This window comes from Sinorhizobium prairiense, assembly GCF_029201645.2.
In the GTDB taxonomy this organism is placed as follows: domain Bacteria; phylum Pseudomonadota; class Alphaproteobacteria; order Rhizobiales; family Rhizobiaceae; genus Sinorhizobium; species Sinorhizobium meliloti_A.
In genome coordinates this window covers 3425009-3437652 of sequence record NZ_CP104131.1, presented here as the reverse complement: position 1 = coordinate 3437652, position 12644 = coordinate 3425009, and the positions used below count along the sequence as shown (strand labels likewise).

General features: G+C 63.8%; 9 protein-coding genes and 1 pseudogene. 1 reads left to right on the top strand and 9 read right to left on the bottom strand.

Annotation, left to right across the window (positions count from 1 at the left end; all coding sequences use genetic code 11):
• Positions 1–76: 76 nt before the first annotated feature.
• Positions 77–1153 (top strand): TraB/GumN family protein, encoded by a 1077-nt coding sequence (locus N0Q91_RS19235; RefSeq protein WP_018097282.1) that lies wholly within the window; start codon positions 77–79, stop codon positions 1151–1153.
• 42 nt (positions 1154–1195) lie between these two features.
• On the opposite strand, the gene lpdA is transcribed toward N0Q91_RS19235, so the two are convergent.
• From lpdA to mdh, 9 genes and pseudogenes are all read right to left on the bottom strand, one after another.
• Positions 1196–2602 (bottom strand): dihydrolipoyl dehydrogenase, encoded by a 1407-nt coding sequence (lpdA, locus tag N0Q91_RS19230; protein WP_275597217.1) that lies wholly within the window; start codon positions 2600–2602, stop codon positions 1196–1198.
• 36 nt (positions 2603–2638) lie between these two features.
• A complete protein-coding gene (locus N0Q91_RS19225) occupies positions 2639–3391 on the bottom strand; it encodes an SDR family oxidoreductase (protein ID WP_275597216.1) in 753 nt (250 codons plus the stop codon).
• Positions 3388–3888: a hypothetical protein gene (locus tag N0Q91_RS19220; RefSeq protein WP_275598156.1), complete on the bottom strand. Its 501-nt coding sequence runs from the start codon at positions 3886–3888 to the stop codon at positions 3388–3390. Before N0Q91_RS19220 ends, N0Q91_RS19225 begins: the two co-directional genes overlap by 4 nt.
• On the bottom strand, positions 3888–4532 hold the full coding sequence (locus tag N0Q91_RS19215) for a LysE family transporter (protein ID WP_018097286.1): 645 nt from the start codon (positions 4530–4532) through the stop codon (positions 3888–3890). The genes N0Q91_RS19220 and N0Q91_RS19215 overlap by 1 nt, the downstream gene beginning before the upstream one ends.
• Before the next feature lie 189 nt (positions 4533–4721).
• Positions 4722–5978: a 2-oxoglutarate dehydrogenase complex dihydrolipoyllysine-residue succinyltransferase gene (odhB, locus tag N0Q91_RS19210; protein ID WP_018097287.1), complete on the bottom strand. Its 1257-nt coding sequence runs from the start codon at positions 5976–5978 to the stop codon at positions 4722–4724.
• Positions 5979–6092: 114 nt separating this feature from the next.
• Positions 6093–9088, bottom strand: a pseudogene (locus N0Q91_RS19205) (2-oxoglutarate dehydrogenase E1 component).
• A gap of 279 nt (positions 9089–9367) precedes the next feature.
• A complete protein-coding gene (sucD, locus tag N0Q91_RS19200; RefSeq protein ID WP_003530262.1) occupies positions 9368–10270 on the bottom strand; it encodes a succinate--CoA ligase subunit alpha in 903 nt (300 codons plus the stop codon).
• A 6-nt stretch (positions 10271–10276) separates the two neighbouring features.
• Complete coding sequence (sucC, locus tag N0Q91_RS19195) at positions 10277–11473, bottom strand: ADP-forming succinate--CoA ligase subunit beta (protein WP_018097289.1); 1197 nt, start codon at positions 11471–11473, stop codon at positions 10277–10279.
• Positions 11474–11506: 33 nt separating this feature from the next.
• A complete protein-coding gene (mdh, locus tag N0Q91_RS19190) occupies positions 11507–12469 on the bottom strand; it encodes a malate dehydrogenase (RefSeq protein ID WP_018097290.1) in 963 nt (320 codons plus the stop codon).
• Between the last annotated feature and the right edge of the window lie 175 nt (positions 12470–12644).

The following is a 12644-nucleotide window of genomic DNA, read 5'->3' as shown; positions in this document are numbered from 1 at the left end:
TCCTTGGCCGTTAACCAAGCGTGTTAAGGAACCCGTGACCGTGGGGAGTAGGGTTCCGTCAATGCCGGGGGCATCCATGAACACTTTCACCAGACCCGTCCGCGATCTCGCGGCCAAGGCGGCCGACGGCCTGTTGTGGCTGACGGCACTGCTCAATCTACTGACGGCAGCGAGCCTCGTTGCCGCCCTGCTCCATGTGTCGGAGGCACGGGCGGAAGAGACGGACTGCGCCGGCAGCAACATCTTGACCGGCCTCGAACATTCGGATCCGGCCCGCCTGGCGGCGCTGCGCGCGGAAGCGGCGGCGGTGCCCAACGGAAAGGGCCTGCTTTGGAAGATCGAAGGGCACGGTCAGGCGCCCTCCTTCCTCCTCGGCACCATGCATGTCACCGATCCGCGCGTGCTGGCGATGCCCGGCGGCGCGACGGAGGCCTTCGCAAGGGCTGAGACGGTGATCGTCGAGTCCGACGAGATCGTCGACCAGAACAGGGCAACCGCCGCGATCATGATGCAGCCGGAACTGACCATGTTTACCGGCGACAAGACGATCAACGATTTCCTGAAGCCGGAGGACCGCGCGCTACTCGAAAGCGGTCTCAAGGCGCGCGGCATCCCGCTGCCGCTCGTCACCAAGATGAAGCCCTGGATGATTGCCAGCTTCGTCGCCCTGCCGGCCTGCGAATTCTCGCGCAAGGCGGCCGGTGCCTCCTTCCTCGACAAGAAGCTCGCCGAGGACGCGTTGAGGGAGGGCAAGACGCTCAAGGGTCTTGAAACGCTGGTCGAGCAGCTTTCGGCAATGGATTCGCTGCCGGTCGAAATGCATCTCAAGGCACTGATCGAAACGCTTGCTCTCGGCAAGACGATCGACGACGTGATGACGACGACCACCGATCTCTACCTCTCCGGCGAGACGGGCACGATCATGCCCATGATGAAACTCGCCTCCGCCGGGATTTCATCCGACGACGCCGGCTATGCCGAGTTCGAGCAGCGCATCATCATCGATCGCAACAGGATCATGGCAGATCGCGCCGCGCCCCTCCTGAAGGGCGGCGGCGTGTTCATGGCCGTGGGCGCGCTGCACCTTCCCGGGAAGGAAGGCCTCGTCGAACTCCTGCGTCAGCAGGGGTTCACTGTGACGCAGGTGGAATGACCGGCCGGTCAATGCGGTGGGAGGGCAGGGCCCTCCCGATAATCACATGTGGATCGGCTTGGCGAAGGTGGCGAGCGCCGCTTCCTTTACCGCCTCAGACATCGTCGGATGGGCGTGGCAGGTGCGGCCGAGATCCTCCGACGATCCGCCGAACTCCATCAGCACCGCGATCTCGTGGATCATTTCGCCGGCGCCGAAGCCGATGATGTGGCCGCCGAGCACGCGGTCGGTCTCCTTGTCCGCGAGGATCTTCACGAAACCGTCCGTCTGCAGCATGGCCCGGGCGCGGCCATTGGCGGTGAAGGGGAACTTGCCGACCTTGTAGGCGACGCCCGCGGCCTTCAGCTCTTCCTCGGTCTTGCCGACGGAGGCGACCTCGGGCTGGGTATAGACGACGCCTGGAACGACGTCGTAATTCACATGCCCGGCCTGGCCTGCGATGATCTCCGCCACGGCAACGCCTTCGTCCTCGGCCTTGTGCGCCAGCATCGGCCCACGCACGACGTCGCCGATCGCATAGACACCGGTAATGCTCGTCTGGAAATGCTGGTCGATCTCGACGCGGCCGCGCGAATCGAGCACGACGCCCGCCTTGGCGAGACCCAAGCCGTCCGTCGAGGGCTTGCGTCCGGTAGCGATGAGCACGACCTCGGCATCGAGCGCAGTGGCCTCGCCGCCCTTAACCGGTTCGAAGGTGACCTTGGCACCGTCGCCGGATTTCACGACACCGGTCACCTTGGCGCCGAGTTTGAAGTCGATGCCCTGCTTGGTCAGCATCCGCTGAAGCTGCTTGGCAACCTCGCCGTCCATGCCGCCGAGAATCGTGTCGAGGAATTCGACCACGGTCACCTTTGCGCCGAGGCGCGCCCAGACGGAGCCGAGCTCGAGGCCGATGACGCCTCCGCCGACGACGATCATGCTCGCTGGGACCTTTTCAAGCGCGAGCGCCCCGGTCGAGGAAACGATCACCTTTTCGTCGAACGCGACCTCCACGCCCGGAATGCCGGCGACGTCCGAGCCGGTGGCGATGACGACGTTCTTCGCCTCGAGCACCTGCTCCTCTCCGCTTTCGTTCGTGACCGAGACCTTGCCCTGGCCGAGAACCTTGCCGGTACCCTGGAATCCGTCAATCTTGTTCTTTTTGAAGAGGAAGGAGACGCCGTCGACATTGGACTTAACGGTCGCGTCCTTGTGGGCCATCATCTTCTGAAGGTTGAGCTTCGGGCTTGCGACCTCGACTCCCAGCGCCTCCAGGCCGTGCTGCGCCTGATGGAACATTTCGGAAGCATGCAGCAGCGCCTTGGAGGGGATGCAGCCGACATTCAGGCATGTGCCGCCATAGGTGCTGCGCTTCTCGACCACGGCAACCTTCATGCCGAGCTGCGCCGCCTTGATGGCGCAGACATAGCCGCCGGGGCCGCTTCCGATAACGATGAGATCATAGGCCATTTGATAATCCTTCTTGGGAGGACGGTCTTGGGAGGGCTACCGCCCGCCACTGACGGTGAGAATGGTTCCCGTCACGTAAGTCGCCTTGTCGGACAGGAGATAGAGAATTGCATCGGCAACCTCGCCGGCCGTTCCGGGCCGCTGCATCGGGATCGTGGGTGCGAGGTCGCGGGCGCGGTCGGGCAGCCCGCCGGAGGCATGAATTTCCGTATCGATGATGCCGGGCCGGACCGCGTTCACGCGTATGCCCTCGGTGGCAACTTCACGCGCCAGGCCGACCGTGAAGCTGTCGATCGCGCCCTTCGTGGCGGCGTAGTCGACATATTGCCCCGGCGCGCCAAGCACGGCGGCGATGGAGGAGAGATTGACGATCGAGCCGCCCCGCCCGCCGTGGCGCGTCGACATCCGGAGCACCGCCTCGGCGGCGCAACGGATGGAGCCCGTCACGTTGGTGCGGAACAGCCGCTCGATCCGCTCGGGCGAAACCTCGTCTACGCGCTGCGGCGGACCGATGATCCCGGCATTGTTGACGAGGCCGTCGAGACGGCCGAAGGCGGTGTCGACGGCTGCAAAGATCGCCTTCACCCCCTCTTCCCTGCCCACGTCGCCCTCGACGGAAACGGCCGTGCCGCCGCCCTCCGCGATGCGGCGGACCACGTCCTCGGCCGCATCGCGATTGGACGCATAGTTGACGGCGACCCGCCAGCCTTCGCTGGCCGCGGCAAGCGCGACCGCGGCGCCGATGCCGCGGCTGCCCCCGGTGACGAGAAGTACAGGTCCGCTGCTCATGATCCACACCCCTTGAACTCGAAGACATCCGAACTGTCTGTGGTGCCCTTGCCTTCGCCCCAGGCACTCGATTCACGCAGCAACGGTCCGAAATCCGGAAGCAGGATCCGATCGGCTGCGGGCGCGTCCTCCGGCTGAAGCAGCCCGATCTGGCCGGCCTTGTCGACCGCATAGATCGGGCCCTGCCAGACGGTGCAGGCCTCGAGTTCCGCGCCGGTCACGTCGCCGGTCGGGCAGTCGTTCATGACGATCCCGTTCGCCCGCAGCGGTTCGCCGGACTGCATCACGACGCCATCGAGCAGAAGGCCGGTGTCCCCAATCCTGATCTTGAAGTGATTGCTGGTGACTGCTGCCTCCGATCCGACGGGCTCGAAGCGCAGCTCATAGGTTCCGGCCGGATCGGCGTAGACCGCCTGCGCCTGGGTGCACTCGTCCGCAAGGGCCGGTGCTGCCGAAAGCATAAGCGAAACGAAGAGAACGTTGCGGCCGCAGATCATCACGCGGCCTTTTCCGTCGCCAGCTTCAGTCCGAGAGCGATGAAGACCATGCCACTCGCCCGGTCGATCCATTTGCTCGCGCGCGTGAAGGCCGCCCGCATCCGCGGCGTCGTCATGAACAGGCTGACGCCGACGAACCAGAGGATCAGCGCGCTCGCCATGACGAAGCCATAGCCGAACTTGACCGTCATCGGCGTATGGGCGCTGACGACCGTCGAGAAGATAGACAGGAAGAAGAAGACCGCCTTGGGATTGAGCGCGTTGGCCGCAAAGCCGAGGCCGAAGGCCTTCAGCGCCGACTGCTGCCTGCGGGCTTCGCCGGTCTCGGCCGCTGCCTCGACCGCGATTTCCGTCTGGCCGGCGCGAAGGGCTTTGATGCCGATGTAGATCAGGTAGGCGACGCCGCACCACTTGACGATGTTGAAGAGGTAGATCGACTGCGAGATGATCAGCCCAAGGCCGAGAATGGTGTAGGTCACGTGGAACATCAGCGACGCGCCGATGCCGAAGGAGGTGACGATCGCCGCGCGGCGGCCGTGCACCAGCGATTGGCGCAGCACCATGGCGAGGTCGGCGCCGGGCGAAACGATGGCGAAGGTGAAGATCGCCATTAGCGAAGCGAGTTCGATCAGATAGCTCATCATGGTTGCGACCGGTGCTTACGATGCCCAACTGTCCGGGATGCGCGCATAGCGTGCCCCCAAAACCTAACCTCTGGTTCCGTGGCTGTCGATGCCCGTCAGACGTGCGTCCCGGTCCGGGCATCGGTGGAGATGGAAACGGGGGCACGCGGCCCCCGCCATTCAGGCCGACCCGGCCTAAATCACCGTGATCTAGAGATCCAGCACCAGGCGTTCCGGATCCTCGAGGCTTTCCTTGACGCGCACGAGGAAGGTCACCGCTTCCTTGCCGTCGACGATGCGGTGATCGTAGGAGAGCGCCAGATACATCATCGGCCGGATGACGACCTGACCACCGATCGCGACCGGGCGGTCCTGGATCTTGTGCATGCCGAGGATGCCCGATTGCGGAGCGTTGAGGATCGGCGAGGACATCAGCGAACCGTAGACGCCGCCGTTGGAGATGGTGAAGGTGCCTCCCTGCATGTCGGCCATGGCCAGCGTTCCGTCGCGCGCTGCCTTGCCGAGACGGCCGATTTCCTTCTCGATTTCGGCGATCGACATCTGGTCGGCATCGCGCACGACCGGCACGACGAGGCCCTTGTCGGTGCCGACGGCGACGCCGACGTGGCAGAAGTTCTTGTAGATGATCTCGGTGCCGTCGACCTCGGCGTTGACGGCCGGCAACTCCTTCAGCGCATGCGTCACCGCCTTGGTGAAGAAGCCCATGAAGCCGAGCTTCACGCCGTGCTTCTTCTCGAAGATGTCCTTGTACTTCGAGCGCAGGCTCATGACGGCGCTCATGTCCACCTCGTTATAGGTGGTGAGCATAGCCGCGGTGTTCTGCGCGTCCTTCAAGCGCCGGGCGATCGTCTGCCGCAGGCGGGTCATCTTCACGCGCTCTTCGCGAGAGGCATCTTCCGCCGGTGCCGGCGCGCGGGCCTGGATCTTGGCCGGCTCGGCTGCAGCCGGAGCCGAAATGCCCTTGGCGACGGCTGCGAGCACGTCACCCTTCAGCACCTGGCCACGCTTGCCCGAGCCGTCGATCTGATCGGCGGAAAGACTGTTCTCGGCCATGAGCTTGGCAGCCGCCGGTGCCGGCGGCATCGACGTGGACGTCTGCGTCGCGGCAGCGGCGGCCGGCTGTGCGGCCGCAGCCGGAGCAGCGGTGGCGGCCGCAGGCTCAGGCTTCTTCTCGGCCGCAGCCGGCGCAGCGGCGGCAGCACCCGCGCCGCCCTCGGAGATCTGGCCGAGCAGCGCGCCGAGGCCGACGGTTTCGCCCGCCTGCGCGACGATTTCGCTGAGCGTGCCGGCGGCCGGGGCCGGGACTTCGATCGTCACTTTGTCGGTCTCGAGCTCGAGGATCGGCTCGTCGGCCTTAATCGCGTCGCCGACCTTCTTGAACCAGGTGCCGACGGTCGCTTCGCTGACGGATTCGCCAAGGGTGGGAACGCGGATTTCTGTTGCCATGAGTTTTGTTCCGTTGATCAGATTTCTGTTTCTAGCTCTTTGAGTTACGCGCTCCCGGACGGAAAACCGCTACGCTGAAAGCGCGTCAGCGAGCGGCAGACCGTGAGGGCTTGGTCAGCCACCCAGCGCATCCTCGAGGAAGGCGGCAAGCTGGGCCAGATGCTTGGACATCAGGCCGGTCGCCGGCGAAGCGGCGGCCGGACGGCCGGTATAGCGCACCCGCTGGTACTTGGCATCGATATGGGCAAGGACCCACTCCAGATAGGGATCGATGAATGCCCAGGCGCCCATGTTCTTCGGCTCTTCCTGGCACCAGACCATCTCCGCGTTGCGGAAGCGGCTGAGCTCGTTGATGAGCGCCTTGGCCGGGAACGGATAGAGCTGCTCGACGCGCAGCAGGTAGATGTCGTCGATGCCGCGCTTCTCGCGCTCCTCCAGAAGGTCGTAATAGACCTTGCCCGAGCACATGACGACGCGACGGATCTTCGAATCCTTCTGCAGCTTGATCGGACCGTCCTTGATGACCTCGGCATCGTCCCAGAGGAGACGGTGGAAGGAGCTCTCGCCGGCCATTTCCGAAAGGCTGGAGACCGCCCGCTTGTGACGCAGCAGCGACTTCGGCGTCATCAGGATCAGCGGCTTGCGGAAATCGCGCTTCACCTGACGGCGCAGGATGTGGAAATAGTTCGCCGGGGTCGTGACGTTGGCGACCTGCATGTTGTCTTCCGCGCAAAGCTGCAGGAACCGTTCCAGCCGGGCGGAGGAATGCTCCGGTCCCTGACCCTCGTAGCCGTGCGGCAGCAGGCAGACGAGGCCCGACATGCGCAGCCACTTGCGCTCGCCCGACGAGATGAACTGGTCGAAGACCACCTGCGCGCCGTTGGCGAAGTCGCCGAACTGGGCTTCCCAGAGCGTCAGGGCGTTCGGGCGAGCGAGCGAATAGCCGTATTCGAAGCCGAGGACGGCCTCTTCCGAGAGCATCGAGTTTATGACCTCGTAGCGTGCCTGGGTCGGCGACAGGTTGGCGAGCGGAATGTAGCGCTCTTCGGTCTCCTGATCGTAGAGAACCGAATGGCGCTGGGAAAAGGTGCCGCGCTCGCAATCCTGACCGGACAGGCGGATCTTGGTGCCCTCGGTCACCAGCGTACCGAAGGCGAGCGCTTCCGCCATCGCCCAGTCGATGCCCTCGCCGGTCTGGATCATGTTGGCGCGGTTTTCCATGAAGCGCTGGATGGTGCGGTGCGCGCTGAAGCCGGCCGGAATTTCGGACAGCTTGCGACCGACCTCCTTCAACTGCTTCATCGGCACCGAAGTGCGCCCGCGGCGCTGCTCATCCTGGTTATCGGCCGTGCGCAGGCCCGACCAGGCGCCGTCGAGCCAGTCGGCCTTGTTCGGCTTGTAGGACTGACCCGCCTCGAATTCCTGTTCGAGATGGGCGCGCCAATCGGCCTTCATCTTCTCGACTTCGCCTTCGCTGATCAGGCCCTGGGCGATCAGCCGGTCCGAATAGAGCTGGACGACGGTCTTGTGCGCACGGATCGCCTTGTACATCTTCGGCTGCGTGAACGCCGGCTCGTCGCCCTCGTTGTGACCGAAGCGGCGGTAGCAGAACATGTCGATGACGACCGGCTTGTGGAACTTCATCCGGAATTCGGTCGCGACCTTGGCCGCATAGACCACCGCTTCCGGATCGTCACCGTTCACGTGGAATATCGGCGCCTCGATCATCTTCGCCACGTCCGACGGATAGGGCGAGGAACGCGAGAAGGCCGGGTTCGTGGTGAAGCCGATCTGGTTGTTGATGATGAAATGCACCGTGCCGCCGACACGGTGCCCGCGCAGGCCGGAGAGGCCGAGAATTTCGGCGACCACACCCTGGCCGGCAAAGGCCGCGTCGCCGTGCAGGATCAGCGGCATGACCTTGACGCGTTCGCGCAGCGGAATGATGTCGCCTTCGAATACGGTTGCCATCTGGTCCTGCTTGGCGCGCGCCTTGCCCATGACGACCGGATTGACGATCTCCAGATGCGACGGGTTTGCCGTCAGCGACAGGTGGACCTTGTTGCCGTCGAACTCGCGGTCCGAGGAAGCGCCCAGGTGATATTTGACGTCGCCGGAGCCTTCCACGTCATCGGGCGTGTAGGAGCCGCCCTTGAACTCGTGGAAGATGGCGCGGTGCGGCTTGGCCATGACCTGCGAGAGAACGTTGAGGCGGCCGCGATGCGCCATGCCCAGCACGATCTCCTTCAGGCCGAGCTGGCCGCCGCGCTTGATGATCTGCTCGAGCGCCGGGATCAGGGATTCGCCGCCGTCGACCCCGAAGCGCTTGGTGCCCTTGTACTTGACGTCGATGAACTGCTCGAAGCCTTCCGCCTCGATGAGCTTCTGCAGGATCGCCTTCTTGCCCTCGGGGGTGAATTCGACGCCCTTGTCCGGGCCTTCGATGCGTTCCTGTATCCAGCCCTTCTCTTCCGGGTTGGACATATGCATGAATTCGACACCGATCGTCGAACAATAGGTCCGCTCGAGGATCTCGACCATCTCGCGCACGGTCGCATATTCGAGGCCGAGCACGTTGTCGATGAAGATCTTGCGGTCGTAGTCCTTCTCTTCGAAGCCGTAGGTCTTCGGGGAGAGTTCGTCATAATCCTCGACCGGATCGGCAAGGCCGAGCGGGTCGAGCTTGGCGTGCAGGTGGCCGCGCATGCGATAGGCGCGGATCATCATGATGGCGCGGACGGAATCGCGCGTCGACTGATGCACCTCGGCCTCGCTGAGCGCCACGCCGGCAGCGGCTGCGGCCTCCTCGGCCTTCGCCTTGACCTTTTTTCGATGACCTTCTCGACCGTACCCCAGTCGCCGTCGAGGGCCGAGACGAGTTCGCCATTGGCGGGAATCGGCCAGTTCTGCTTCTTCCAGGAGGCGCCCTTGGCCGCCCTCACCACATCTTCGGGCCGGTCGGCAAGCGCCTTGAAGAAGGACTGCCACTCGGCCGAAACGGATGAGGGGTCCGCTTCATAGCGCGCATGGAGCTGCTCGATATAGGCGGCATTGGCGCCGTCCAGAAAGGATGTGAGCTGGAATTGCTCGTTGGCCTCTTGCCTTGTCATGGTCTATCGCGGACTTCAGCCCGCCTCCTGACTTAAGTTGGTGTGCCGGGTTGTCCCGGTCGTGTTTGCCTTCTGCCGGATCGGCGCCTTCAATGGTCAGGCGCGTCGTTCCGGCTGCGTCGGCCCGGTTCCGGCTGTTCGCCATCTGCACCGGACTTGACGCTCATCATCGTATCTTTCGTGGCTCCAATGGGGCGGCATGGCCTGCCGCCCCGCTGCAAAGTGCCACGGCGACCTTTATGCGTCCGGCAGGACGCGCGGGCGCCGTGGGATTGTTCGTCAGCCCTTCAGGACTTCGACCAGCGTCTTGCCGAGGCGTGCGGGCGAAGGCGAGACGCGGATCCCGGCCGATTCCATCGCCGCAATCTTGTCTTCCGCACCACCCTTGCCACCGGAGATGACGGCGCCGGCATGGCCCATCGTGCGGCCGGGAGGCGCGGTACGGCCCGCGATGAAGCCGACCATCGGCTTCTTGCGGCCACGCTTCGCCTCGTCCTTCAGGAACTGCGCCGCTTCCTCTTCGGCCGAGCCGCCGATCTCGCCGATCATGATGATCGACTTGGTCTCGTCGTCTGCGAGGAACATTTCCAGCACGTCGATGAACTCGGTGCCCTTGACCGGGTCGCCGCCGATGCCGACTGCGGTCGTCTGGCCGAGGCCTTCATTGGTGGTCTGGAACACCGCCTCGTAGGTCAGCGTGCCGGAGCGCGAAAGCACGCCGACCGAACCTTTGCGGAAGATGTTGCCCGGCATGATGCCGATCTTGCACTCGTCCGGCGTCAGCACGCCCGGGCAGTTCGGGCCGATGAGGCGCGAAGACGACTTTTCGAGCCGCGCCTTGACCTTCACCATGTCGGCGACGGGAATGCCCTCGGTGATGCAGACGATGAGCGGGATTTCCGCATCGATCGCTTCGATGATCGCCGCGGCGGCACCGGCCGGCGGGACGTAGATCACGGAAGCGTTGGCGCCGGTCGCATCGCGGCCTTCGGCGACCGTCGCGAAGATCGGCAGTTGCTCGCCCTTGGCACCGGTCCAGGTCTCGCCGCCCTTCTTCGGGTGAATGCCGCCGACCATCTTGGTGCCGTTATAGGCGAGTGCCTGCTCGGTGTGGAAGGTACCGGTCTTGCCGGTGAGGCCCTGAACGAGAACCTTGGTGTCTTTGTTGATCAGGATGGACATGAAACCTCAGGCTCCCTTCACGGCTGCAACGATCTTCTGGGCGGCGTCGTCCAGATCATCGGCGGAAATCACGTTGAGGCCCGATTCATTGATGATCTTCTTGCCGAGCTCGACATTGGTGCCTTCCAGGCGCACGACGAGCGGCACCTTGAGGCCGACTTCCTTGACCGCTGCAAGCACGCCCTCGGCGATGACATCGCATTTCATGATGCCGCCGAAGATGTTGACGAGGATGCCCTTCACCGCCGGATCGGCCGTGATGATCTTGAAGGCCTGGGTGACCTTTTCCTTCGAGGCACCGCCGCCGACATCGAGGAAGTTCGCAGGCTCGGCGCCGTAGAGCTTGATGATGTCCATCGTCGCCATTGCGAGACCGGCGCCGTTGACCATACAGCCGATATTGCCGTCCAGGGCGACATAGGCGAGGTCGTATTTCGACGCCTCGATTTCCTTGTCGTCCTCTTCCGTCGTGTCGCGCAGCGCGACCACGTCCTCATGGCGGAAGAGGGCGTTGCCGTCGAAGGAGACCTTGGCGTCGAGGACGCGCATCCGGCCGTTCGTCATGACGATCAGCGGATTGACCTCGAGCAGGCTCATGTCCTTTTCGACGAATGCCTTGTAGAGGATCGGGAAGAGCTTCTCGGCATCGGCGCGCGCTTCGCCTTCGAGCTTCAGCGCGTCGGCGAGCGTCTTCAGATTTTCAGCGGTCACACCCTTTTCCGGATCGATCGCGACGGTGACGATCTTCTCCGGCGTATGTTCGGCGACCGCTTCGATGTCCATGCCGCCCTCGGTCGAAACGACGAAGGCCACCCGGCCCACGGAGCGGTCGACGAGGATCGAGAGATAGAGTTCGCGGTCGATATCGGCGCCGTCCTCGATATAGAGGCGGTTGACCTGCTTGCCGGCCGGACCGGTCTGCTTGGTCACCAGCGTGTTGCCGAGCATGTCCTTGGCATTGGCGACGACCTCGTCCACCGACTTGGCCAGGCGCACGCCGCCCTTGGCGTCGGGGCCGAGTTCCTTGAACTTGCCCTTGCCGCGGCCGCCGGCATGAATCTGGCTCTTCACCACGTAAAGCGGTCCCGGCAGCTTCTTCGCAGCCGCTTCGGCCTCGTCGGCGGAGAAGATCGCGACGCCTTCCGCGACCGGCGCGCCATAGCTCTTCAACAGAGCCTTGGCCTGGTATTCATGGATGTTCATGGGTTCTTTCCTGTCTGATAGGCCGGATGGCGGTTACTTCAGGCTGGGTGCGATGTTGATGCAGGCTTCGCAAAGGCCGGCGACGGCCGCGACCGACTTGTCGAAGGCTTCCTTCTCGCCCTTGTTGAGGTCGATCTCGATGATGCGCTCGATGCCGCCGGCGCCGATGACGGTGGGCACGCCGACATACATGTCCTTGACGCCATACTGGCCGGAGAGATGAGCGGCGCAGGGCAGCACGCGCTTCTTGTCCTTGAGGTAGGCCTCGGCCATTTCGATCGCCGAGGCGGCCGGCGCATAATAGGCCGAGCCGGTCTTGAGCAAGCCGACGATCTCGGCGCCGCCGTCACGGGTGCGCTGAATGATCTGGTCGAGCTTTTCCTTGGTGGTCCAGCCCATCTGGATCAGGTCGGGCAGCGGAATGCCGGCGACGGTCGAATAACGCGCGAGGGGCACCATGGTGTCGCCATGGCCGCCGAGCACGAAAGCGGTGACGTCCTTGACCGAGACGTTGAACTCCTCCGCAAGGAAGAGCCGGAAGCGCGAAGAGTCGAGCACGCCGGCCATGCCGACGACCTTGTTCTTCGGCAGGCCGGAGAACTTCTGCAGCGCCCAGACCATGGCGTCGAGCGGGTTGGTGATGCAGATGACGAAGGCGTTCGGAGCGTATTTCTTGATGCCGGCGCCGACCTGTTCCATGACCTTGAGGTTGATGCCGAGCAGATCGTCGCGGCTCATGCCGGGCTTGCGCGGCACGCCGGCGGTGACGATGCAGACGTCGGCGCCCTCGATCGCGGAATAGTCGCTCGCACCGGTCATCGATGCATCGAAGCCCTCGACCGGAGAGGACTGCGCGATGTCGAGGCCCTTGCCCTGGGGAATGCCGTCGGCAATGTCGAAGAGGACGATGTCGCCCAGTTCCTTCAGGCCGGCGAGATGGGCCAGCGTGCCACCAATCATCCCCGAACCGATAAGTGCGATCTTGTTGCGCGCCATGAAAGTGCTTCCTTTGTGATCCCAAAATGATCAAGGCCTGAAACGCGGCAAACGCCAAACCTTCGCCGAAAGCCCTTAAACGGCATAGTGAAAAATATCAATCGATACTTTTGGGCAGAGCAAATTCAATCGGTTAGATCGTAAAAATCTTACGTAAACGTAAGAACTAATGTCG

What these genes read in the sequence shown, in the direction of transcription:
- N0Q91_RS19235 (WP_018097282.1), top strand. Translation starts at nt 77, where the DNA reads ATGAACACTTTCACCAGACCCGTCCGCGATCTCGCGGCCAAGGCGGCC.
- lpdA (WP_275597217.1), bottom strand. Translation starts at nt 2,602, where the DNA reads ATGGCCTATGATCTCATCGTTATCGGAAGCGGCCCCGGCGGCTATGTC.
- N0Q91_RS19225 (WP_275597216.1), bottom strand. Translation starts at nt 3,391, where the DNA reads ATGAGCAGCGGACCTGTACTTCTCGTCACCGGGGGCAGCCGCGGCATC.
- N0Q91_RS19220 (WP_275598156.1), bottom strand. Translation starts at nt 3,888, where the DNA reads ATGATCTGCGGCCGCAACGTTCTCTTCGTTTCGCTTATGCTTTCGGCA.
- N0Q91_RS19215 (WP_018097286.1), bottom strand. Translation starts at nt 4,532, where the DNA reads ATGATGAGCTATCTGATCGAACTCGCTTCGCTAATGGCGATCTTCACC.
- odhB (WP_018097287.1), bottom strand. Translation starts at nt 5,978, where the DNA reads ATGGCAACAGAAATCCGCGTTCCCACCCTTGGCGAATCCGTCAGCGAA.
- sucD (WP_003530262.1), bottom strand. Translation starts at nt 10,270, where the DNA reads ATGTCCATCCTGATCAACAAAGACACCAAGGTTCTCGTTCAGGGCCTC.
- sucC (WP_018097289.1), bottom strand. Translation starts at nt 11,473, where the DNA reads ATGAACATCCATGAATACCAGGCCAAGGCTCTGTTGAAGAGCTATGGC.
- mdh (WP_018097290.1), bottom strand. Translation starts at nt 12,469, where the DNA reads ATGGCGCGCAACAAGATCGCACTTATCGGTTCGGGGATGATTGGTGGC.